Source organism: Staphylococcus sp. HMSC061G12, assembly GCF_001838465.1.
GTDB lineage: Bacteria > Bacillota > Bacilli > Staphylococcales > Staphylococcaceae > Staphylococcus > Staphylococcus simulans.
Genome location: NZ_KV837057.1, coordinates 155,148 through 179,433, shown reverse-complemented (window position 1 = coordinate 179,433; position 24,286 = coordinate 155,148). Strand labels below are relative to the sequence as shown.

The 24,286-nt window shown below is 34.8% G+C and carries 26 protein-coding genes; 25 read left to right on the top strand and 1 reads right to left on the bottom strand.

Translation table 11 applies throughout. From position 1 onward, the window contains the following. Positions 1-132: 132 nt before the first annotated feature. From HMPREF2937_RS05340 to holA, 24 genes are all read left to right on the top strand, one after another. A complete protein-coding gene (locus tag HMPREF2937_RS05340; protein ID WP_002481105.1) occupies positions 133-801 on the top strand; it encodes a tetratricopeptide repeat protein in 669 nt (222 codons plus the stop codon). Between the two features lie 2 nt (positions 802-803). Next, positions 804-3,218 (top strand): SF1B family DNA helicase RecD2, encoded by a 2,415-nt coding sequence (locus HMPREF2937_RS05335; RefSeq protein WP_070864168.1) that lies wholly within the window; start codon positions 804-806, stop codon positions 3,216-3,218. A gap of 310 nt (positions 3,219-3,528) precedes the next feature. Continuing rightward, positions 3,529-6,159, top strand: a complete 2,631-nt coding sequence (alaS, locus tag HMPREF2937_RS05330; protein WP_070864167.1) for an alanine--tRNA ligase — start codon at positions 3,529-3,531, stop codon at positions 6,157-6,159. Between the two features lie 68 nt (positions 6,160-6,227). Next, positions 6,228-6,491 carry an IreB family regulatory phosphoprotein gene (locus tag HMPREF2937_RS05325; protein ID WP_023015119.1) on the top strand — a complete coding sequence of 88 codons (264 nt, stop codon included), beginning with the start codon at positions 6,228-6,230 and terminating at the stop codon, positions 6,489-6,491. Between the two features lie 3 nt (positions 6,492-6,494). Beyond that, complete coding sequence (gene ruvX, locus HMPREF2937_RS05320; protein WP_002481101.1) at positions 6,495-6,920, top strand: Holliday junction resolvase RuvX; 426 nt, start codon at positions 6,495-6,497, stop codon at positions 6,918-6,920. 24 nt (positions 6,921-6,944) lie between these two features. Beyond that, positions 6,945-7,256: a DUF1292 domain-containing protein gene (locus HMPREF2937_RS05315; protein ID WP_002481100.1), complete on the top strand. Its 312-nt coding sequence runs from the start codon at positions 6,945-6,947 to the stop codon at positions 7,254-7,256. 242 nt (positions 7,257-7,498) lie between these two features. Then, a complete protein-coding gene (locus HMPREF2937_RS05310) occupies positions 7,499-8,140 on the top strand; it encodes an O-methyltransferase (RefSeq protein WP_070864166.1) in 642 nt (213 codons plus the stop codon). After that, positions 8,137-9,060: a peptidase U32 family protein gene (locus HMPREF2937_RS05305; protein ID WP_070864165.1), complete on the top strand. Its 924-nt coding sequence runs from the start codon at positions 8,137-8,139 to the stop codon at positions 9,058-9,060. Before HMPREF2937_RS05310 ends, HMPREF2937_RS05305 begins: the two co-directional genes overlap by 4 nt. Before the next feature lie 12 nt (positions 9,061-9,072). Next, positions 9,073-10,344: a peptidase U32 family protein gene (locus tag HMPREF2937_RS05300; protein ID WP_023015122.1), complete on the top strand. Its 1,272-nt coding sequence runs from the start codon at positions 9,073-9,075 to the stop codon at positions 10,342-10,344. Next, entirely contained in the window at positions 10,344-10,970 is a 627-nt protein-coding gene (udk, locus tag HMPREF2937_RS05295; RefSeq protein WP_070864164.1) for a uridine kinase, read from the top strand. The genes HMPREF2937_RS05300 and udk overlap by 1 nt, the downstream gene beginning before the upstream one ends. A gap of 25 nt (positions 10,971-10,995) precedes the next feature. After that, on the top strand, positions 10,996-11,478 hold the full coding sequence (gene greA / locus HMPREF2937_RS05290; protein ID WP_002481095.1) for a transcription elongation factor GreA: 483 nt from the start codon (positions 10,996-10,998) through the stop codon (positions 11,476-11,478). 207 nt (positions 11,479-11,685) lie between these two features. After that, positions 11,686-12,372 carry a 5'-methylthioadenosine/adenosylhomocysteine nucleosidase gene (locus HMPREF2937_RS05285; protein ID WP_023015123.1) on the top strand — a complete coding sequence of 229 codons (687 nt, stop codon included), beginning with the start codon at positions 11,686-11,688 and terminating at the stop codon, positions 12,370-12,372. A 20-nt stretch (positions 12,373-12,392) separates the two neighbouring features. Next, a complete protein-coding gene (locus HMPREF2937_RS05280; RefSeq protein WP_002481093.1) occupies positions 12,393-12,920 on the top strand; it encodes a YqeG family HAD IIIA-type phosphatase in 528 nt (175 codons plus the stop codon). After that, positions 12,921-14,018, top strand: a complete 1,098-nt coding sequence (gene yqeH, locus HMPREF2937_RS05275; protein ID WP_070864163.1) for a ribosome biogenesis GTPase YqeH — start codon at positions 12,921-12,923, stop codon at positions 14,016-14,018. Between the two features lie 12 nt (positions 14,019-14,030). Further along, entirely contained in the window at positions 14,031-14,840 is an 810-nt protein-coding gene (gene aroE, locus HMPREF2937_RS05270) for a shikimate dehydrogenase (RefSeq protein WP_057510451.1), read from the top strand. Next, the gene (gene yhbY / locus HMPREF2937_RS05265; protein WP_070848845.1) at positions 14,841-15,131 is read left to right on the top strand and encodes a ribosome assembly RNA-binding protein YhbY; all 291 of its coding nucleotides are present in this window, start codon (positions 14,841-14,843) and stop codon (positions 15,129-15,131) included. 3 nt (positions 15,132-15,134) lie between these two features. Further along, complete coding sequence (locus tag HMPREF2937_RS05260; protein WP_002481089.1) at positions 15,135-15,707, top strand: nicotinate-nucleotide adenylyltransferase; 573 nt, start codon at positions 15,135-15,137, stop codon at positions 15,705-15,707. After that, on the top strand, positions 15,697-16,281 hold the full coding sequence (gene yqeK / locus HMPREF2937_RS05255) for a bis(5'-nucleosyl)-tetraphosphatase (symmetrical) YqeK (protein WP_002481088.1): 585 nt from the start codon (positions 15,697-15,699) through the stop codon (positions 16,279-16,281). The genes HMPREF2937_RS05260 and yqeK overlap by 11 nt, the downstream gene beginning before the upstream one ends. Further along, on the top strand, positions 16,282-16,632 hold the full coding sequence (gene rsfS, locus HMPREF2937_RS05250; protein ID WP_002481087.1) for a ribosome silencing factor: 351 nt from the start codon (positions 16,282-16,284) through the stop codon (positions 16,630-16,632). Further along, complete coding sequence (locus tag HMPREF2937_RS05245) at positions 16,633-17,349, top strand: class I SAM-dependent DNA methyltransferase (protein WP_002481086.1); 717 nt, start codon at positions 16,633-16,635, stop codon at positions 17,347-17,349. A 53-nt stretch (positions 17,350-17,402) separates the two neighbouring features. Beyond that, on the top strand, positions 17,403-18,086 hold the full coding sequence (locus tag HMPREF2937_RS05240) for a ComEA family DNA-binding protein (RefSeq protein WP_023015127.1): 684 nt from the start codon (positions 17,403-17,405) through the stop codon (positions 18,084-18,086). Between the two features lie 70 nt (positions 18,087-18,156). Further along, entirely contained in the window at positions 18,157-18,618 is a 462-nt protein-coding gene (locus HMPREF2937_RS05235) for a ComE operon protein 2 (protein ID WP_002481084.1), read from the top strand. 7 nt (positions 18,619-18,625) lie between these two features. Then, entirely contained in the window at positions 18,626-20,863 is a 2,238-nt protein-coding gene (locus HMPREF2937_RS05230) for a DNA internalization-related competence protein ComEC/Rec2 (protein WP_070864162.1), read from the top strand. A 69-nt stretch (positions 20,864-20,932) separates the two neighbouring features. After that, entirely contained in the window at positions 20,933-21,907 is a 975-nt protein-coding gene (gene holA / locus HMPREF2937_RS05225) for a DNA polymerase III subunit delta (protein WP_023015129.1), read from the top strand. Positions 21,908-21,939: 32 nt separating this feature from the next. Here holA and rpsT read toward each other — a convergent pair whose 3' ends face one another. Beyond that, the gene (gene rpsT, locus HMPREF2937_RS05220) at positions 21,940-22,191 is read right to left on the bottom strand and encodes a 30S ribosomal protein S20 (protein ID WP_002481081.1); all 252 of its coding nucleotides are present in this window, start codon (positions 22,189-22,191) and stop codon (positions 21,940-21,942) included. Positions 22,192-22,456: 265 nt separating this feature from the next. Between rpsT and lepA the strand changes: the two genes are divergently transcribed. Then, complete coding sequence (gene lepA / locus HMPREF2937_RS05215) at positions 22,457-24,280, top strand: translation elongation factor 4 (RefSeq protein ID WP_002481079.1); 1,824 nt, start codon at positions 22,457-22,459, stop codon at positions 24,278-24,280. Positions 24,281-24,286: the final 6 nt, after the last annotated feature.

The window sequence follows — 24,286 nt, the reverse complement described above, 5'->3', positions numbered from 1 at the left end:
TTATCTCATCAACCGAATTTATTATAGAGCCATTTTAATCAGGGACTAGGACTTTCCTAGTCTCTTTTTTACATAGTTTCAAGTTTTTCTGATAAAATAAAGAGTTGAATAAGAAAGAAATGAGGACTAAGCATGAAACAAGAAGAAATTTATCAGTTAATTAAAGAAGGTCAATTTGAAACAGCGTTAAAAGCACTGTTTGAAAATATTGATGCACATCCTGAAGACATTGAAAACTACATTAATTCAGGTATTCTGCTTGCGGAAGCAGGTGAAATTGAAAAAGCTGAGAAATTTTTCCAAAAAGCTTTAACTATCGATCCGAACAACGGTGCGATTTATTATAATTTAGCTAATGTTTATTATAATGCAGAAAGTTTTAATGATGCGATTAAACTTTATCAACAAGCACTCAAAACAGGTGTCGATGAAGCGGATACCAATTATATGATAGGGATGTCATTTAATAACTTAGGTGACTATAAATCTGCATTACCTTTCCTTATGCGTGCTGCAGAATTAGATCAAAATAAAGATGAAGAAATTCAATTCCAATACGGTTTAGTCCTATGCCATTTAGAATTGTTTGACCAAGCTGTCAAACAGTTAGATACCGTGTTAAATATAAATCCTAAACATACAGACGCATTATATAACCGTGGTTTAGCGGGTTATATGTTTACTGAAGAAATCTATGAAGCAATCCCATACTTTGAAAAAGCAATAGAGATTGATCCAGAACATTTATTAAGTCAGCATGCACTTAAAACATTCACCCAATTTGATGCAGAGGAGGAATAAATTTGGAGAACCCTACATTGTTTGACTATTCGATGGTCAAAGGAACAGTAGAAGCAATCTTATTTCAAAATAAAGATAATTTCTATACCGTATTAAAAGTAGATCCGATTGAAACCAATGAAGATTTTGATAATATGCCTACAATTGTGGGGTTCTTTCCTGAAATTGCTGAAGGCGATGTTTATACCTTCAAAGGTCAAGCTGTGACACACCCTAGATACGGTAAACAATTAAAAGCTGAAACTTTCGAAAAAGAAGTGCCGCAAACAAAAGATGCGATTATCAGTTACTTATCAAGTGATTTGTTTAAAGGTGTCGGTAAGAAAACGGCTGAAAATATCGTAAATACACTTGGTGAAAATACCATCAATAAAATTTTAGATGATCGTTCAGTCCTAGAAGATGTACCGAATTTATCTAAAAAGAAACAAAGTCAAATCGCAGATCAAATCTACAGTAACCAAGAAGTAGAAAAAATTATGATCAGACTTCATGATTTAGGCTTCGGTCCGAAATTAGCGATGAGCATCTATCAAGTTTATCAAAGTGATACCTTACAAACGATTGAGAAAAACCCGTATGATCTTGTCTATGATGTACGCGGTGTCGGTTTCCACAAAGCAGATACTTTAGCTAAGAATTTAGGCATAGAATATAACGCTCCTGAACGCTTAAAAGCAGGTCTGCTTTATACGATAGAAGAAGAATGTATTAAACAAGGTCATACATTTTTACCTAAAGATTATGTATTAGAAACTTCGTTAGAGATGTTAAGCAAGGGATATGACCAAACGATAGATGCCAGTATGTTAGAAAAAATGATACTTGAATTGACAGAAGAAAGTAAGTTGGTGGAAGCGGATGAAACACTTTCTATCCCAAGCTTATATTATTCAGAAGTCAAAAGTGTGCAGAACCTGTATCGTATTGCGTCACATCAAGCTAAATTAGAGAATATTGAACAATCTGACTTACAAATCAATATTGGTGAAATCGAGGAAATGAATGGAGTCAACTACGCATCTTCTCAAAAAGAAGCACTTGAAACAGCGATTAATTCAAAAGTCATGCTGCTGACAGGTGGTCCAGGTACCGGTAAAACAACGGTTATCAAAGGCATCGTTGAACTCTATGCGGAAACGCATGGTTTATCCTTATCCTATGACGATTACCAAGAAGATGATTATCCGATAGCGCTTGCTGCACCTACAGGACGTGCAGCCAAACGTTTACAAGAATCGACTGGACTTGAAGCAATGACTATCCATCGTTTAATCGGCTGGAGTCAAGATACCAAGCCTGAAGATGTCTTAGAAAATGAAATTACTGCTAAGCTCATCATTATTGATGAAATGTCGATGGTAGATACATGGTTGTTTCATCAGTTCTTAAATGCAGTACCGATTGATGCACAAATCATTTTAGTCGGAGATGAAGACCAGTTACCATCAGTCGGCCCAGGACAAGTGTTTAAAGATTTAATTGATGCGAAAGTCATTCCACGTGTTAATTTAACTGAAGTCTACCGTCAACAAGATGGTTCTAGTATCATTGAACTCGCACATAAAATGAAATTAGGTCAGCCGATAGACATTACTGAGCGTTTCCATGATCGCAGCTTTATTCCTTGTACAGCTGAACAAATACCAGATGTAGTCAATAAAGTGGTGAGTTCTGCTGTTAAAAAAGGCTACGATATGAGCGATATTCAAGTCTTGGCTCCGATGTATCGCGGCAGTGCCGGCATTAAGCGTTTGAATAAAGTATTACAAGATATCTTGAATCCTAAAGCTGAAGATGCAAGAGAGATTGAGTTCGGAGAAGCGGTCTTTAGAAAGGGCGACAAAGTCTTACAACTTGTGAATCGTCCTAATGATAATATTTTCAATGGTGATATCGGTGTGATTGTCGGTATCTTTTGGGCACGTGAAAACGAATTAAATAAAGATATACTTGTCGTTGATTTCGAAGGCAATGAAATTACATTTACCAAACAAGATATGATGGAGTTAACACATGCTTATTGTACTTCCATTCATAAAGCACAAGGTTCAGAGTTTCCAATTGTTATTATGCCGATTGTAAAACAATATTATCGCATGTTGCAGCGTCCGATTATCTATACAGGACTTACACGTGCCAAACAATCTTTAGTTTTTCTTGGTGACAGCCAAGCCTTTGACATCGGTATGAAGACCCATGGCCAAGTTCGTATGACGAGACTCGCACAATTGCTCAGAGATTACTTCGGTCATGAGAGTGAAACAAATGAAGAACAAGCAGATGAACAAACAAATGACCAAACAACCTCAGCACCTGCACAACAACTCGTAGAATTAACAGAAGCAACGATTTATGAAATTGACCCGATGATTGGTATGGGTAAGGTCACACCTTATACTTTTAATCATGAATAAAGTGTTGTGTGAAGTATGATATATGTTGACTTTTAAAGTCTGTCAGACTAAAATAAAATTAATTCGCATAAAGCCGAGTAAGCAAATCGTTATGCCTAAGAGAGGTACCGGGTGGTGTAAGGTATCGCATCATTTGCTGAACGCTACTTTATGTCAGTCCGTATAAGAACAAGAGTGATGCAGGATAATTTGCTGCATAACTAGGGTGGTACCGCGATGCATTCGTCCCTTTGAGGATGAATGCATTTTTATTTTGTGAAAGAACCTATACGGCAATGTTTTAAATATGTATATTAGGAGTGAGTTATTTATGAAGCGATTAAAAGCGAGTGAAATCAGACAAAATTTCATTGATTACTTTAAAGAAAATGGACATATGGTCGAACCTTCTGCACCTTTAGTACCGATTGATGACGATTCATTATTATGGATCAACTCAGGTGTTGCGACATTAAAAAAATACTTTGATGGACGAGAAATTCCAAAAAAACCACGTATCGTGAACGCGCAAAAAGCGATTCGTACAAACGATATTGAAAACGTTGGTTTTACTGCACGTCACCATACTTTCTTTGAAATGTTAGGGAACTTTTCTATTGGTGATTATTTCAAACGTGAAGCGATTGAATTTGCTTGGGAATTCTTAACTAGTGATCGTTGGATGGGTATGGAACCTGAAAAATTATACGTGACCATTCACCCTGAAGATATGGAAGCTTTCGATTTATGGCACGATGTCATCGGTTTAGATGAAAGCCGTATTATTCGTATTGAAGGCAACTTCTGGGATATCGGTGAAGGTCCATCAGGTCCGAACACAGAAATCTTCTATGACCGTGGTCCAGACTATGGTCAAGATGATCCGGCTGAAGAAATGTATCCAGGTGGCGAAAACGAACGTTACTTAGAAGTTTGGAACTTAGTATTCAGTGAATTCAACCATAATCCAGATCATACGTATACACCACTTCCAAATAAAAACATTGATACTGGCATGGGTCTAGAACGTATGGCATCGATTGCGCAAAATGTACGTACTAACTATGAAACTGACCTATTTATCCCAATCATTGAAGAAGTTGAACAAATTTCAGGGAAGAAATATCAACAAGATGCTACGCAAGATGTTGCATTCAAAGTCATTGCGGATCATATCAGAACCATCGCATTCGCAATCGGTGATGGCGCTTTACCAGCAAATGAAGGCCGCGGTTATGTCTTACGCCGTTTATTACGTCGTGCAGTTCGTTTCAGTCAATCTTTAGATATCAACAAACCATTTATGTATGAACTTGTCGATACAGTGGCAGACATTATGGAACCTTACTATCCAGAAGTAAAACAAAAAGCAGATTTCATTAAACGTGTCATTAAATCTGAAGAAGAACGTTTCCACGAAACATTAGAAGAAGGCTTAGCAATTTTAAATCAATTTATCAAAACAGCTAAAAACGGCGATAAAATGATTAAAGGTGAAGATGCGTTCAAATTATATGATACGTATGGTTTCCCAGTTGAATTGACTGAAGAAATCGCTGGTAACGAAGGTTTAAGTGTCGATATGGCGACATTCGAAACAGAAATGCAGCAACAAAGAGATCGTGCACGTCAAGCACGTCAAAATTCACAATCAATGCAGATTCAAAGTGAAGTGTTGAAAAATATTACGACAGATAGTGAATTTGTCGGTTATACACATACAGATTATCAAACGGAGTTAACAGACTTAATTTATAATGGCGAAGCGGTAGAACAAGCAGATGCGGGTGAGACAGTTTACTTTATCTTAAAACAAACACCATTCTACGCTGTTTCAGGCGGACAAGTGGCTGACCAAGGTACAGTCGGCAATGACAACTTCGAAATTGAAGTGACTGAAGTAACGAAAGCACCAAATGGACAAAACTTGCATAAAGGTATCGTGCAATTCGGTCAAGTCACAAAAGGCGCACAAGTCGACGCTTCAGTTAACCAAGAAGAACGTCGTGCTATTACGAAAAACCATAGTGCAACCCACTTATTACATGCTGCGCTGAAAGAAGTGTTAGGTGACCATGTCAATCAAGCAGGTTCACTCGTTGAAGGCGAACGTTTACGTTTTGACTTCTCACATTTCGGTCCTGTGACTAAAGAAGAATTAGAACAAATTGAACGTCGTGTCAATGAACAAATCTGGAACGGCATTAATGTTTCAATCAAAGAAATGCCGATTGAAGAAGCCAAAGCTTCAGGTGCAATGGCATTATTCGGTGAAAAATATGGCGATATTGTCCGTGTTGTAGATATGAAACCATTCTCAATTGAATTATGCGGCGGTATCCATGTTCAAAACACATCAGAAATCGGTTTATTTAAAATTGTCAGCGAATCAGGTACAGGTGCTGGTGTCAGACGTATTGAAGCCTTAACAGGTAAAGCAGCATTCTTATACCTTGAAGGTATCCAAGATAAATTCAATGAAGTGAAACACATAGTGAAAGCTAAAGACGATACACAAGTGGCTGAAAAAGTAACGCACGTGATTGACAGCGAAAAACAATTACACAAACAATTAGAACAACGTAACCAAGAAATCACTGCACTAAAAATGGGCAGCTTAGATGATCAAGTTGAAGACATTAACGGGTTGAAAGTATTAGCGTTACAAGTAGAAGCAGACAATGCGAAAGCCTTAAGACAAACTATGGATGATTTCAAATCTAAATTACAAGATGCGGTCATTATCTTAGCAAGTGATGTCGGTGGTAAAGTTGCTTTAGTTGCGACGGTACCGAAATCAGAGACAAATAAAGTCAAAGCAGGCGACATTATTAAAGAAATGGCACCTGTTGTCGGCGGTAAAGGCGGCGGTCGTCCAGATATGGCACAAGGCGGCGGCAGCGAGCCAAGTAAGATAACAGATGCATTACAATTCATTAAAAACTACATTAAATCACTATAATCTCCTTGCACTCTCATGTAGAATAGAGGATGTATCAGCCTACTATAGTAGAAGGAGTGTGTAGTAAAATGAACAATTTTGATAAAACAATGCGTTTCAATATTGAAGAAGTACCAAAAGATGATGTTAAATCCGTGCTGACTAATGTGTATCGTACCCTTGAAGAACGTGGTTACAATCCAGTAAACCAAATTGTAGGATATTTACTTTCAGGAGATCCTGCGTATATCCCACGTCATAACGAAGCAAGAAATCAAATCAGACGTATCGACCGTGATGATATCATGGAAGAACTTGTTTCTAATTATTTGAAGGTATCAGATAAAGAATAATCAATGTTATCACATAAAATTATCGGATTAGATGTTGGCAGCAAAACAGTCGGCGTTGCTGTGAGCGACTTAATGGGTTGGACTGCTCAAGGCTTAGATACACTCCGAATCAATGAAGAAGAAAATGAATTAGGTATAGACCGCTTGGCAGCTATCATCAAACAAGAGGATGCAGATACTGTCGTGATAGGATTACCGAAGAACATGAATAATTCTATTGGATTTAGAGGCGAAGCTTCGTTAAAATACAAAGAAGCACTCCTTGAAGCATTACCAGATCTTAAAGTGGTAATGTGGGATGAGCGCCTAAGTACAATGGCAGCTGAAAGGTCATTGTTAGAAGCAGATGTTTCTAGAAAAAAACGCAGCAAGGTCATCGATAAAATGGCAGCTGTGTTTATCTTGCAAGGCTATTTAGATTCACTTTAATTTACCGTAAAAGGAGCGTTATTTATGTCAGAGAAAAATCAAAATCAAGAAGCGGAATTACAAATCAACAACGATGAGGAATTATTAACTTTATTCGATGAAGAAGGCAATGAAGTCCTTTATCGTAAAGTATTAGAATTTTATCATCCTGAATTTGACAAAGAATATGTCATTTTAGCTGAAGAAGGCGAAGCGTCAGACGACGATGATATGATTGAATTAATTCCGATGATCAATGTCCCAGATGAGTCTGGTGACGGCGGTAAATTCTTACCAGTTGAAACTGAAGAAGAGTGGGACATGATTGAAGAAATCGTTAACACTGAAATGGAATAAATGAGCAGTTATGAAGCGGAGGTTATCCTCCGCTTTTTTCGTGCCTCGAAATATAATTTTTACTTGACTCATACCAAAGTATTTTGCAGATATTCATTCTGAGTACTTAATATTCAATAGGTTTTATGGTAAAATATGTAAAGTTAAATAATGATATGTGCAACAGCGATATAAGAATCAGTCAAACTGCGACTGATTTATTTTTATTCTTTTGTACATTGTATGGATAAAGGAAGAGAAATATGAGCAAAAATGAAAGTTATTTAGTTGCGTTATCACAAAAGCATTCCCATCCATTAGAAAGATTAAGACCTTATGCGATAGAACATGAGGTACCGATTATTCATCCTTTATCATTAGATATGATCAAACAGTTGATACGCATCCATCAGCCTAAGCGTATTTTAGAAATCGGTACTGCTATTGGCTATAGCGCTATGCATTTTGCGTCTGTTGATCCTTCTGTGCATATATGGACGATTGAACGTGATAAAAACATGTATCAACAAGCTGAACAAAACATTGAAGACTTTGGATATCAAACGCAAATTCATATGATTTATGGAGATGCGAGAGAAACATTTGACCAAGTCTCTGATACACAGTTCGATATGATATTTATCGATGCGGCAAAAGCACAAACAAAGAAATTCTTTGAACTGTATACCCCCTTGCTTAGAGAAGGCGGTTTAGTCGTTGTTGATAACATTTTATATCATGATTTTGTTGCTGATATTGATGTAGTTCGCAGCAGAAATATTAAACAAATGGTGAAGAAGATTCAAAAGTTCAACGCATGGTTAAATGATAACGAAGCATATCAAACAAACTTTTTAGATATAGAAGACGGTTTAGCAATAGCCGTAAAAGGAGACTCGAAATGACAGAATTACTCGTGACACCTAAATCAGTCGCACATATTGAGACTTTAATTGAAAAAGGTGCTGATGCTTTTGTGATAGGAGAACAAAAGTTCGGTTTACGCTTAGCAGGTGAATTTGACCGTACTGCGATGAGAGAAGCGGTCGATATCATTCATGCACATGGCAAAAAAGCATATGCGGCTGTTAACGGTATTTTTCATAACTATCACTTAAACGCTGTAGAAGATTATATTGATTTCTTACACGAAATCAGAGTAGATCGCATTATCTTCGGTGACCCGGCAGTCGTGATGTATGTTAAAGCACAACAAGACCCGATTGCTTTGAACTGGGACGCTGAAGCATTAGTCACAAACTACTTCCAGTGCAATTACTGGGGTAAACGTGGTGCGAAACGTGCTGTACTTGCGCGCGAATTGAATTTAGAAGAAATCTTGAACATTAAAGCACATGCGGATATTGAAATTGAAGTACAAGTCCATGGTATGACATGTATGTTCCAATCAAAACGTATGCTGCTCGGCAATTATTATACATTCCAAGACAGACAAATGAAGATAAAACGTAATGAAACAGACAAGGATTTATTGTTATACGATGAAGAACGCGAAAATCAATATCCGGTGTTTGAAGATTATAACGGCACTCATATTATGTCACCGAATGATATCTGCTTGATTGAAGAGTTAGAGCCGTTGCTTGAAGCGGGCATCGACAGCTTGAAAATTGATGGTGTATTACATACAGAAGAATATATTAACGTATGTACAGAACAATATAGAGAAGCCATTGATTTATATCATGAAGACCCTGAAGCTTATGAAGATGAAAAATTCATGCTCGTTGATCCGATTGAAGCCATTCAACCAGACCATCGACCATTCGATGAAGGATTCTTATTCAAACATACCGTTTATTAAGGAGGAAAAATCTTGGTTACTCAAGTTAAAGAAGTAAAAACACAAGCTAAACGCCAAGTGAAAAAGCCAGAGTTGCTTGCACCTGCAGGTAACTTGGAAAAACTGAAAATTGCTGTACATTATGGGGCAGACGCAGTCTTTTTAGGCGGACAAGAGTATGGACTCCGTTCTAATGCTGATAACTTCACAATGGAAGAAATCAAAGAAGGCGTTGAATTCGCATCACAATACGGTGCAAAAATTTATGTCACAACAAATATCATCGCGCATGATGAAAATATGGATGGTTTAGAAGATTATTTAAGAAATCTAGAAGCCACAGGCGCAACAGGAATTATTGTTGCGGACCCATTGATTATTGAAACATGTAAACGTGTCGCACCTAAACTTGAAATTCATTTATCAACACAACAATCACTAAGTAACTATAAAGCAGTAGAGTATTGGAAAGAAGAAGGTTTAGATCGTGTTGTACTTGCACGTGAAACAGGCGCAATGGAAATGAAAGAGATGAAAGAAAAAGTAGATATCGAAATCGAAGCTTTTATCCATGGCGCAATGTGTATCGCATATTCCGGCCGCTGTACTTTAAGTAATCATATGACAGCACGTGACTCTAACCGCGGCGGATGCTGCCAAAGCTGTCGTTGGGATTATGACTTATTAGAAGTCGATGAAGATGGCGACTTAGACTTATTTTATAAAGAAGAAGAAGTCGTTCCATTTGCGATGAGTCCTAAAGACTTGAAGTTAATCGAATCTATTCCAAACATGATGGATATCGGTATTGATTCACTTAAAATCGAAGGACGTATGAAATCAATTCACTATATTGCGACTGTTGTTTCTGTCTATCGTAAAGTGATTGATGCTTATGCAGCAGACCCTGACAACTTTAAAATTAAACCAGAGTGGTTAATAGAATTAGATAAATGTGCTAACAGGGACACTGCTTCTTCATTCTTTGAAGGCACACCTGGTTATCAACAACAAATGTTCGGTAATGAATCTAATAAGAAAACACCATATGATTTCTGCGGTTTAGTGTTAGATTATGACAAAGAAACAAAAATGGCGACAATTCAGCAGCGTAATCACTTTAAACCTGGACAAGAAATTGAATTCTTCGGTCCTGAAATCGATAACTTTACACAAGTCGTCGAAGCGATTTATGACGAAGAAGGCAATGCATTAGATGCTGCACGTCACCCACTTCAAATTGTTCAATTTAAAGTGGATCATGATATTTATCCAAACAACATGATGCGAAAGGAAATAGGATAATGAAAGCCACTACCATTATAGGCATTGCAGGCGGTTCTGGATCAGGTAAAACATCAGTCACAAACGAAATTCTGCATAATTTAGAAGGTCATAGTGTTGCATTAATTGCACAAGACTACTATTATAAAGACCAATCACATTTAACATTTGAAGAACGCTTACAAACGAATTATGACCATCCGTTTGCGTTCGATAATGATTTATTGATTCAAAATCTAATCGATTTACGCAATGGTATACCTGTAGAGGTGCCCACGTATGATTATGTCAATCACACGAGAAGCCCTGAAACCATTGCATTTCAACGGAAAGATGTTATTATCGTAGAAGGAATATTTGCACTAGAAAACAAAACATTACGTGATTTAATGGATGTTAAGATTTATGTCGATACCGATGCAGATTTACGTATCTTAAGACGCTTGATGCGTGATACGAAAGAGCGAGGTCGCTCTATGGAATCTGTCATTGATCAATATATGTCTGTCGTACGTCCGATGCATAATCAATTCATCGAACCGACTAAACGTTATGCGGATATTATTATCCCTGAAGGCGGCAGCAATAAAGTTGCTATCGATATAATGACGACAAAAATCCAATCATTAATACAAAATCAACAGTAACACTTGAGTAAAGGAAGATGAAAATATGGAAAACCAAAAACAATATCCAATGACCCAAGAAGGTTTTGAAAAGCTAGAACAAGAACTTGAAGAATTAAAAACTGTCAAACGACCTGAAGTCGTAGAAAAAATCAAAGTTGCACGTTCTTTCGGGGACTTATCTGAGAACTCTGAGTATGATGCAGCGAAAGATGAACAAGGTTTCATTGAACAAGATATCCAACGTATTGAACACATGATTCGCAATGCATTGATTATTGAAGATACAGGTGATAACAATGTGGTACAAATCGGGAAAACTGTGACATTTGTTGAACTGCCTGATGGTGATGAAGAAGTGTATCAAATTGTTGGGTCTGCAGAAGCAGATGCATTCAATGGCAAAATTTCAAACGAATCACCGATTGCCAAAAGTTTAATCGGTAAACATCTAGAAGACGAAGTTCGTGTACCACTTCCAAACGGTGCAGAAATGAAAGTGAAAATTACTAATATTCAATCACAATAATCATTTATCACAAAGGCTGATATCGCTTTATGATAAATAGATAACAAAGGGTTGGTGATACTTTTGTTTGAAGCTTGCTTCAAATGGACAAAAGTAAAGCGCCAACCTTTTTTATGTGATGATCGTGGTGAACATGGTCTTTGGTCGTTGCACTAGACAAATTATGATAAAATATCACTGATAGTTCATTTGAAAGGGGAAATGGCAATGATAGGAATCATTGGCGCAATGGAAGAAGAAATAATGATATTAAAAGAACATATTGAGGATTTAGAAGAAGTTACCATTGCTCATGTAAAATTTTATAAAGGTAAAATTAATGATAAAGCAGTCGTCTTGACTTTAAGCGGTATCGGTAAAGTTAACGCAAGTATCTCCACTGCTTTACTTATTCAACAATTCTCCCCAGAGGCAATTTTGAATACAGGTTCTGCAGGGGCGCTAGATCACTCGTTGAACGTGGGTGATGTCTTAATTGGGACAGAAGCGATGTATCATGATGCGGATGCGACGGCATTCGGTTATGAATTGGGACAAATTCCGAATATGCCGATTGCGTATGAAGCGGATGATAACTTAGCAGAATTAGCACAAGCTGTTATTGAGAAGCAAAACTTAACAGGTCGCTTAGGTATGATTGTCAGCGGCGACAGTTTTATCGGTGAAGTTAAACAACGTGAATACATTAAAGAACATTTCCCTAAAGCTATGGCTGTAGAGATGGAATCTGCAGCAATTGCACAAACATGTTATCAATTTAACACACCGTTTATTATTACAAGAGCAGTATCAGATTTAGCGAATGGTGAAGCAAATATTACGTTTGATGAATTCATTGGAGAAGCAGCGAAAACATCAAGTGAAACTGTACTCCAAATGTTAAAATCATTATAAAGATAAGGTGGATTAATGTAATGGGAATTTTAAGTAGGAATTTTATGCCGAATGCTTATGTTAAATCAATCCATGAAATAGACTTTGATCAGTTAGCAGAAAATGGAATCAAAGGCGTTATTACGGATTTGGACAATACATTAGTAGGTTGGGACGAAGCTGATCCGACACCGGCAGTCATTCATTGGTTTAATATGTTGAATGAAAAAGGTATCAAAGTGACAGTGGTTTCAAATAACCATCAAGGCAGAGTATCTAGTTTCTGCCAACCACTCAAAGTCAATTATATCTTTGAAGCTAAAAAACCGATGGGAAAAGCCTTTAAACATGCATCAGAACGTATGGGATTAAAACCTGAAGAGACTGTTGTTATTGGTGATCAAATGATGACAGATGTCTTTGGCGGTAATAGACGTGGCATGTATACTGTTATGGTTGTTCCTGTTAAAAAAACTGATGGATTTATCACGAAATTCAATCGAATTATTGAAAGACGTTTATTACACAGATACAAAAGAAAAGGCTATATTAAATGGGAGGAAAATTGATTGACAGAAACGAAATGTATTGGATGCGGTGCGACTTTACAAGCCGATGATCCAAAGAAACCAGGTTATGTGCCAGCGCACAATCTGCATAAAGAAGATGTGATATGTCAACGCTGTTTCAGATTAAAAAATTATAACGAGATTCAAGATGTGGGTATGGATAGCCAAGATTTCTTGGACTTATTAAATCATCTTGCAGATAAAAAAGGACTTGTAGTCAATGTTGTAGATATCTTTGATTTTGAAGGTTCCTTCATAAATGCTTTAAAGCGTATTGTAGGGAATAAAAAAGTGATTCTTGCAGCGAATAAAATTGATTTATTACCTAAACAAATTAATAAACGCCGTGTTAAAGATTGGTTGAAAAAATCCGCGCGAAAATATGGGTTGGAAGCGGAAGATGTTGTTTTAATTTCTGCAGAAAAAGGATACGGCATTCAAGATTTATTAGAAGCTATCCAACAACACCGAAAACAAGAAGATGTTTATATCGTAGGCACAACCAACGTTGGGAAATCTACATTAATCAATAAACTGATTGAACAAAGTGTTGGTGAAAAGAATGTAGTAACAACTTCACGATTCCCAGGAACAACTTTAGATTTAATAGATATTCCATTAGACGATCATTCATTTATGTACGATACACCTGGTGTCATACAAGATCATCAAATGACGCATTATGTTTCTGAAAAAGAACTTAAACAAATTATGCCTAATAAAGAAGTAAAACAACGTGTTTATCAATTAAACGAAGAACAAACACTCTTCTTTGGAGGATTAGCAAGAATCGATTACGTTTCTGGAGGTAAACGCCCACTGGTTTGTTATTTTTCTAATAATTTGCTGATTCATCGGACTAAAACTGAAAAAGCCAATGAGTTATGGCGTACTCAGCTCGGTAAATTATTAGCACCACCAAGTAATAAAGATGATTTTAATTTAGACGAAATGAAAGCAGTACGCTTGGAAACGGGTAAAGAGAAGAGAGACGTAATGATTGCAGGGTTAGGTTTTATAACAATTGGACCTGGAGCAAAAGTTATTGTCAGAGTTCCGAAATCAGTTGATGTTGTATTGAGAAATTCAATCATGTAGCAGGTGATAGTTATGAAATTTGCAGTAATCGGTCATCCTATAGACCACTCGTTATCTCCAATTATGCACGACGCAAACTTTAAAGCGTTAAAGCGAGATGACACTTATGAAGCATTAAACATTCCACCAAAACATTTTCATTTAATCAAAGAAATTATAAATGAAAAACAATTGGATGGTTTTAATATTACTATTCCGCATAAGGAAAACATTATACCTTACCTTGATGAAATAGATTCACATGCCGAAACAATTGGCGCTATTAATACAGTGAAGATTGAAAATGGTCGTTGGTTAGGTTATAACACTGATGGCATTGGTTATGTTAAAGGGTTGCAAGAAGTATATCCAAAACTAGAAAATGCAAAAATATTGCTAATAGGAGCAGGTGGCGCTAGTAAAGGTTTAGCAGCCGCATTGAATGAGATTGTTACAACACCTTTAGCTGTTGCGAATCGTACAATGAGCAGATTCGATACTTGGGATTTATCTGTAGAACAATTAACGCTAAGTGATGCTGAGAAAATGTTGGGGCGTTTTGATATTGTCATAAATACTACACCTGCTGGAATGAATAAAAATAAAGATGTAGTGATATCATTAGACAACCTAGCACCTCACACACTTGTTAGTGATATCGTCTATATTCCATCCAAAACGCCGATATTAGCACTCGCTGAAGAAAAAGGTAATCCTATATATAATGGCTTGGATATGTTTGTTAATCAGGGTGCTGAAAGTTTTAAAATTTGGACAGGTCAAACAGCTGATACTGAGGCGATGAAAACGGCAGTAATCGAACAATTAAAAAGGAGAAATTAAATGCTTACAGGAAAACAAAAGAGATTTTTAAGAAGTAAAGCGCATCATGTGAATCCTACTTTTCAAATTGGAAAAGCTGGTTTAAATGAAAATATGATTGAGCAACTAGATGAAATTTTAGAAAATAGAGAGTTAATAAAAATTCATATCTTACAAAATAATATGGATGATAAAAGTGAACTTGCACAAGCTGTAAGTGAAGCAACAAATAGTGAATTGGTACAAGTAATTGGGTCTATGATTGTTCTATATAAAGAATCAAAAGAAAATAAGCAAATTGAATTACCTTAATTAATGACGCAATCAATAGTATTATACGGGGGCCAATTCAATCCAATTCATACAGCACATTTAGCTGTAGCAAGTGAAGTGTATCATCAATTAAAACCAGATCGTTTTTTATTTTTACCCAGTTACATGTCACCACTTAAAAGCCATAATTCTGAATTAAACACAACACATCGTCTAAAGATGTTAGAGATCGCTACAGAAGAATTAGGATTTGGTGAGGTATGCTTGGATGAAATAGAACGACAAGGTCAAAGTTATACTTACGACACACTAAATGCAATTAAATCTGAACATCCTGATTCAAGACTTTTCTTTATTATCGGCACAGACCAATACGAACAATTAGAACGTTGGTATCGTATTGATGAACTTAAACAAATTGTTACATTTGTTGTTGTCAATCGAGGAAAAGAAGTACAGGAAGTATCAGAAGACATGATAGCTGTAAGGATACCTAGAATTGATATCAGTTCATCATTGATTCGTCACCGTGTACAATCAGGTGAATCAATACAAATTCTAGTTCCTAAACAGGTTGAATCATATATCAGAAGGGAGCGATTATATGAAAATTGAAGAAGCTATCAAACTAGTTGAAGAAAAACTGCCAAAGAAAAGATATAAACATTCATTAAGAGTAGCTGAGACAGCAAAACATTTAGCTGAAATCCATAAAGGGGACGTGGAAAAAGCTGAACTTGCTGGTGTTTTACATGACTTTTCAAAATATGATGATTTAGGATATATGTATCAAATTGTAGGTCAGCATAATTTAGACCCAGATTTATTAAGTTATGGTTCAGAAATTTTACATGGCCCAGTCTGTGCAGTTATTATGAAAGAGAAGTATGGTATTACTGATGAAGAAGTATTAGCTGCTATTCACTATCATACGACTGGTCGTGCACAAATGACAAAAACAGAAAAATTGGTTTTTATTGCGGACTATATTGAACCAAAAAGAGAAATACCAGGCGTTGAAGAAATTAGAGGAATGGCAGAACAACCAGGCAACTTAGATCAAACAATTTATGAAATCTCTAAAAGAACAGTGCTATTTTTAATTGGTAAAGATATCAGTGTGTACAAAGCGACGATTGATTGTTTAAACTACTATAATTTCAGTGATGAAAGAATAAAGGATGATTAAATGCAAGTAGAACAAATTTTAGATATAGCGATTAAAGCAGTTGAAAGTAAAAAAGCAGAAGAAGTTATTTCACTTAATTTAGAAGGTATTCATGATATGGCAGACTACTTTGTTATTTGTCATGGTAATAATGAACGTCAAGTACAAGCAATCGGTAGAGCGGTAAAAGAAGCTGCAGATAAAGAAGGTATTAATGTTTCAGTGTTTGAAGGTTTAAACGAAGCAAGATGGATTTTATTAGATTTATCTGGTGTTATCGTACACATCTTCCATAAAGATGAACGCGGCTATTATAACATTGAAAAACTTTATAGAGATGCACCGATGAAAACATATGAGGAAGCTTATTAAATGAGCCAGTATGAAGGCTTTAGCCAATATTATGATGAGCTTACACAAGATCAACCATACAATCAATGGCTAGAAATTATACGACAAGCAACTTCTAAGCGAACTAGTATATTGGATATTGGCTGTGGTACTGGTAGTTTGACGACGTTATTAACTGATTTTAAAAGTGTAACAGGAATGGATTTAAGTAGTGATATGCTCGCAGTTGCTTCCCAAAAGTCTGATTCAGTTAGATGGATTGAGGGTGACATGACAGATTTTGAATTAGGTCAAAATTTTGATGTCATTACTATATTGTGTGATTCATTAAATTATATTACTGATCAACATGATGTTATTGAAACATTTAAGCATGTATATCGCCATTTAAATACTGATGGAACATTTATCTTTGATGTCCACTCAAAGTTTAAAATGAATACGCTATTTGCAAATCAAACATATATTGATGAAACTGAACATATCTTTTTAGCATGGGAAGCAATTCAAGGTGATTTACCTGACAGTGTATGGCATTATATGACTTTCTTTGAACAACAAGACGATGGAAGTTATCGACGTTTTGATGAAGAGCATTTTCAAAAAACATTCAGCGAACAAGCATATATTGAAATGCTTAATGAAGTTGGTTTTAGCCACATTCATACATTTTATGACTTTGATATTGAAAATCATGATGAACAAAGCGATCGCTTATTCTTCATAGTTAAAAAATAAAAGAAGAAAAATCACTCCTTTAAACGTTTAAAAGATAAAGGAGTGAATTTTTTATGTTAGAACAGTTAAAACACTACTATAACCAATATAAGCATTTCTCATGGTTATTGGTTATTGCAGTTATTGTGCTTGCTTTTATTTTAATGAAACTACACTCTGATAGTAGTAACCAAGAAATAGAATCAACTGCTCAAAATGTGAGCAACTCTCATTTAGATAATGACAAACAAAATTTTTCAAAAAAGAGAGAATCAAACAAAGAGGCCGACACAGAAACTGAAGCAAATAGAAAAACTAAAGTAGTAGTGGTAGATGTTAAAGGGGCTGTTGAACACCCTGATATTTATGAAATGAAAGATAATCAACGTATAAAAGATGTGTTAAATAAAGCAAAGCTAACGAGCAAGGCTGATTTAACAACTATCAATCTTTCGGAGAAATTAACTGACCAAAAAATGATTTTCATACCAGAGAAAGGTCAAAATCTAACAACAAGTAGTAGCATAAGCACCTCTAGTACACAAAGCACTAATAAATCACCACAAACGAAAGTTAACCTTAACAGTGCCAAAGAAAATGAATTAACTACTGTGAACGGCTTAGGACCTTCTAAAGCAAAGGCGATCATTGAATTTAGAGAAACAAAAGGACCTTTTAATAGTGTGGATCAATTGAAAAATGTTAAAGGTATCGGAGAAAAATCGTTCGAGAAGTTAAAAGAATATTTTACAGTTTAACAATATTGATTTATTACTGTGCAGATTTGTAATAAAATAGTATTGTTATAAGACAAAGGAGGTTCAAAGTGTGGAAAGAATTAAATGGGAAGAATACTTTATGGCTCAAAGCCATTTGTTATCTCTTCGCTCAACATGTACAAGATTATCTGTAGGGGCTACTATAGTGAAAGATAATAGAATCATAGCTGGTGGCTATAATGGTTCAGTTGCAGGTGAAGTACATTGTATTGACGAAGGTTGTTTAATGGAAGATGGACATTGTATAAGAACAATACATGCAGAAATGAACGCGATTCTTCAGTGTGCAAAACAGGGTGTTTCAACTGAAGGAGCAACGATATATGTCACACATTTCCCATGTTTGAACTGTACGAAATCTATTATTCAAGCAGGTATTAAGAAAATCTACTATGCCAAAGATTACCATAACCATGATTATGCTTTAAAATTACTGAAACAATCAGGGATTGAATATAAAAAAATACCATTTGATGCCGATCAAGTTGCAGAATTCTTAACGAAGAAGTGATTCATATTTGATATATATCGCACTTGCATTTTTAGAAGGCATCTTATTGATATATAATAAGCCGCTTGCATACACTCTTGCCGGCTTATTATTTTTAATGTTATACAAAAGAAAGCTACCAATATTATTAACCATATTGATATTATGTCAACCTATAATAAGTTATGAAATTTTTTCTAGCCATATAAAGTCTAATATTCAAGATTTAAAGTGGTTTAAGATTCATAGTCATTTGAATAATCGCATTGAAATTACTCAATTAAAGGTTAAAAACGAAAAATATGTAGAAGGGATAGCAAAATTACAAAATCATTCAGTCAAACTTTTCTATTTTCCAAAGCAAAAAAGTCATTTAATTGAATTGAAAAAGTTACCCTCAAACTTAAATTGTATTGTAGAAGGGCAGCTAAAAGTTGATTCGGATTTTAACGACACGATTTCACTTATGGTAAATAAATTTAATACGAAATCGTGCACTGCTATCGAGTCTAATTCCGTTCATTCAATAATTGAAAAACACAAGGCTTTTTCATTAACTCGCTTAAAATTAAATTCTCCATACTGGCAAAATACTTATGCAATGATTACAGGGGATGTCAGTTATATTGATAAAGGTGCAATTGAACTTGATAAAGAAATCGGCATTTTTCATCTATTGGCCGTAAGTAGTTCACATGTCGTTGTAATAGCATCCATATTTTACTTTGTATTTAATCGTTTCTCTATTCCTCTTTTTATTACAAAGACTTTTATTATCTTCGTATTGTTTTTATTTGCTTATTATACTAATTTTGCACCGAGCGCTTTAAGAGCAATACTTTGTATGTCCTTAGTCATGATTATTCCAAAAAGATTCTATCAATCACTATTAGACATACTAGCAACTGTCTTCCTTTTTTTATGTGTTACCAATCCTGATATCGTTTTTGATATTGGATTTCAATTCTCATTCTTAATCACTTTTTTCATTATGTTATGCGCTCCAATTTTAAAAACATTAACAACTATACAATCTATGTATGCAATGACATTCATAGCACAAATCGGATCATTTTTAGTGAGTGCGTTTCATTTTAATCAGATTCAGTGGATTGGTTTTGTTGCTAACTTCATCTTTATACCATTTTATTCATTCATTCTATTTCCCATTGCTATCTTAACTTTTTTCTATTATCAATTTTTTGGTTCAAATCTGTTATTAAATCAAATAATCTCGTTTAGTTATTGGTTACATGACACGCTCTTAATTCCGATTTTCAAGCATTTAACATGCTATAGATGGTTTATAGGGGAAATGAACAGCTTACTTTTAGCTGGTACCCTTATTTGGCTCGTATTGATGCTTACGTTAACTACAAATGGCAAAATAAAAAAATCTACTGTTATTTTTATACTTGGAAGTATCATTATTACTTATTCAGCATCATTACCACATTTAAGATTTACAGCACTTAATGTTGGACAAGGAGATTCTTTTTTATTTGAAACAGGAGCTAGACAACGCATTTTAATAGACACAGGAGGTAAGGCACAAAACGAAAATGAGCTCTTTGATTTTAGTACCAAGAATGCAAATGCTTCTCATTCTATCAGCAAGTTTCATGTGCTTCCAACCCTCCGTAAAAGGGGTATTTCTTCATTAGATTATGTCATTATTACACATCCACATGCTGATCATATCGGTGAATTAGATTATATAATTAGCCATGTTCACATTAAACGCTTAATCATTAATTTTAAAAGTTATCCCACTCACACATTAATGCAATTAAAAGACTTGTGTCATAAATATAAAACCACTCTATTAGATGTTAATAGTATTTCTTCGATTAAACTAGGAGATAATAAAATAAAATTTTATAATACGGCAATCACTCAAAGTAAGGATTTAAACGATCATTCAATAATAGCTTTGATACAAACTAAGACATATAACATATTAACAACTGGAGATGCGACAATAAAAAATGAACAGAAGTTGCTATCGAATTATAAACTTCCGAAAATAGATATATTGAAAGTAGGACATCATGGCAGTAAAACAAGTAATAGTGAAGTATATTTAAATACTATTCATCCTACTTATAGTATTATATCGAGCGGTCAAAACAACGTATATAAATTACCTAATAAATCTGTAGTAGATAGATTAAAAAAAGTAGGTACTAAGTTATACAATACGCAAAACAATGGGGAAGTGACTTTCAAATTAAATAAGGAAATTGAGGTGGAAACTGAAAAATAATTATAAATGGTCTGACTATCGGACAAATGATATAATACTTAAGTATGCTAATTTTGAGGGGTGCAAGTTGTGGAAAATAATATTATTACTATTTATGGTGAAGTTCCAGAGCTTATAGAAAAGAAAACGCAAGAACTTACACAACAGTATTTGCAAGGTGAAAAAGATGAATTCAATTATGCAAGTTTTAATTTAAATGAAACTGAAATCAGTGTATGTATTGAAGAAGCTTTAACTTTACCGTTCTTCTCTGACTTGAAGGCTGTTATTGTGAAAAATGCTTATATCTTTACAGGTGATAGAGGTAATAAAGATTTAAATCATAATATAGAGCAACTGCAGGAATTTATTGAAAAATATGATGGTCCTTCATTGGTTATATTTGAAGTTTATAATCCTAAGCTAGACGAGCGTAAAAAGCTTGTTAAAAGCTTAAAAAAATATACAAAACTGGTTAAAATCGAGCAAATGTCTGAAGATGAGCTTAAAAATTGGATTAAGCATACCTTAAATGAACAATATAAGGATATTAAACAAGATGCTTTGAACTTATTTATTGATTTAACAGGTATAAATTTTAACTTAGTTAAACAAGAGTTAGAAAAAATTATCTTATATTTAGGAGATCGTCCAACTATAACTAAACAAGATGTTGAGACAATTGTAAATAGAAGCCTAGAGCAGAACGTTTTCTTATTAACAGATTATATTCAACAAGGAAAAAAAACTGAAGCAGTGCATTTAGTGAATGATTTAATTACTCTAAAAGAAGAACCAATTAAGTTGTTGGCTTTGATTGCTAGTAATTTCAGGTTATATTATCAATGCAAAATTCTAGCTAAAAAAGGTTATTCACAAGCTCAAATCGCTAAAACTGTCAGTGTCCATCCATTTAGAGTGAAATTAGCATTGAGAGCATCTAGACAGTATGATTTGAAGCACTTGATGAATATTATGAATGCATGTGCTGAAACTGATTATAAATTAAAATCTTCGTATATGGACAAACAGCTTATATTAGAACTCTTTATTTTATCCATATAAAAAAAGTTCAAGCAGATGCTTGAACTTTTTCATTATTTAGCTGCAACCATTAATTTTGATTTAATGCGGTCAGCTTTATTTGAGTGAATTAAGTTAGCTTGAGAAGCTTTGTCGACTTTTTTCACAGCGATACGTACTAATTCATTTTTGTTTTCAGCGTTTTCAGCGATAGCTGTTTTCGCACGTTTAACTGCAGTACGCATAGCATTTTTTTGAGAAATGTTTTGTGCTTCAGCTTTGTTAGTTGTTTTAACACGTTTAATAGCAGATTTAATATTTGGCATTGAATGTCACCTCCTAAAAGTGATCTATGATCATCAAATAAATATTTGATTACAACAAGAAACATTTTATCAAATGTACTATTAAACTGCAATCATTTATTTTCAATGAGGCTTTTAACAAGCGATGATTTACAGTAAAATAGAGTCTGTCAGTAAAATGTACATGAAATTGCCATTAGTTGCAATTATGGGGCAAACACGTTATTATATCAAAGAATATCATACATAATGCTCTATTTGAATATTATGAAAGTGAGTAGATAGAATGAATAATGAAGAACGGTTAAACCGACAAGAAAATATTAGAAACTTTTCTATCATTGCCCATATTGACCATGGAAAGTCAACGTTGGCTGATAGAATTTTAGAAAACACTAAAAGTGTTGAAACACGAGAAATGCAGTCACAATTATTAGATTCAATGGATTTAGAAAGAGAACGCGGTATCACTATTAAGTTGAATGCGGTTAGATTAAAATACGAAGCTAAAGATGGTAAGAATTATATTTTCCACTTAATTGATACACCAGGGCATGTCGATTTTACTTATGAAGTTTCTCGTTCTTTAGCAGCATGTGAAGGGGCTATCTTAGTTGTAGATGCTGCACAAGGTATCGAAGCACAAACCCTGGCAAACGTATACCTTGCACTTGATAATGACTTAGAATTACTTCCTGTAGTGAATAAGATTGATTTACCAGCTGCAGATCCTGAACGTGTTAAACAAGAAATTGAAGATGTTATTGGTTTAGATCAAGATGATGTTGTTTTAGCAAGTGCTAAATCTAATATTGGTATTGAAGAAATATTAGAAAAAATCGTTGAAGTCGTACCACCACCAGAAGGGGATCCTTCTGAACCATTAAAAGCATTAATTTTCGACTCTGAATATGATGCTTATAGAGGTGTTATTTCTTCAATTCGAATTATGGATGGCGTAGTTAAAGCAGGGGACAAAATCAAAATGATGGCGACTGGTAAAGAATTCGAGGTAACCGAAGTTGGTATTAACACACCTAAACAACTTCCAGTCGAAGAACTAACTGTTGGAGATGTTGGCTACATCATCGCAAGCATCAAAAATGTGGATGATTCACGTGTAGGGGATACTATCACGCATGCAGAACGCCCAGCAGCACAACCATTAAAAGGTTATAAAAAAATGAATCCAATGGTGTTCTGTGGTTTATTCCCAATTGATAATAAAAAATATAATGATTTAAGAGAAGCCTTAGAAAAATTACAGCTGAATGATTCATCACTAGAATTCGAACCTGAGACTTCTCAAGCTTTAGGCTTTGGTTTCCGTACAGGATTCTTAGGCATGCTGCATATGGAAATTATTCAGGAACGTATCGAACGAGAATTTGGAATCGAATTAATAGCGACAGCTCCATCTGTAATTTATGAATGTATTCTAAAAAATGGTGAGAAAAAAATCGTTGATAATCCAGCACAAATGCCTGAGAGAGATCAAATTGATGAAATTTACGAGCCTTACGTTAGAGCAACAATGATGGTACCGAATGATTATGTAGGTGCTGTTATGGAATTATGCCAACGTAAGCGTGGACAATTTATCAATATGGACTATTTAGATGATATTCGTGTCAATATTATTTATGAAATTCCACTTTCAGAAGTAGTATTTGATTTCTTCGACCAACTTAAATCAAATACAAAAGGCTATGCTTCATTTGATTATGAACTTATCGGCTATAAAGAAAGTGATTTAGTTAAAATGGATATCTTATTAAACGGCGAAAAAGTAGATGCTTTAAGTTTTATTGTTCATAAAGAATTTGCATATGAACGCGGTAAAGCGCTTGTTGAAAGATTAAAAACATTAATCCCTAGACAACAATTCGAAGTACCCGTACAAGCTGCAGTTGGCCATAAAATCATTGCCCGTACAAATATTAAATCAATGGGTAAAAATGTACTTGCGAAATGTTATGGTGGGGATATCAGCCGTAAACGTAAATTATTAGAAAAGCAAAAAGCAGGTAAAGCAAAAATGAAAGCAGTAGGTAATGTTGAAATACCTCAAGACGCTTTCTTAGCAGTATTAAAAATGGATGAAGATTAATAATAA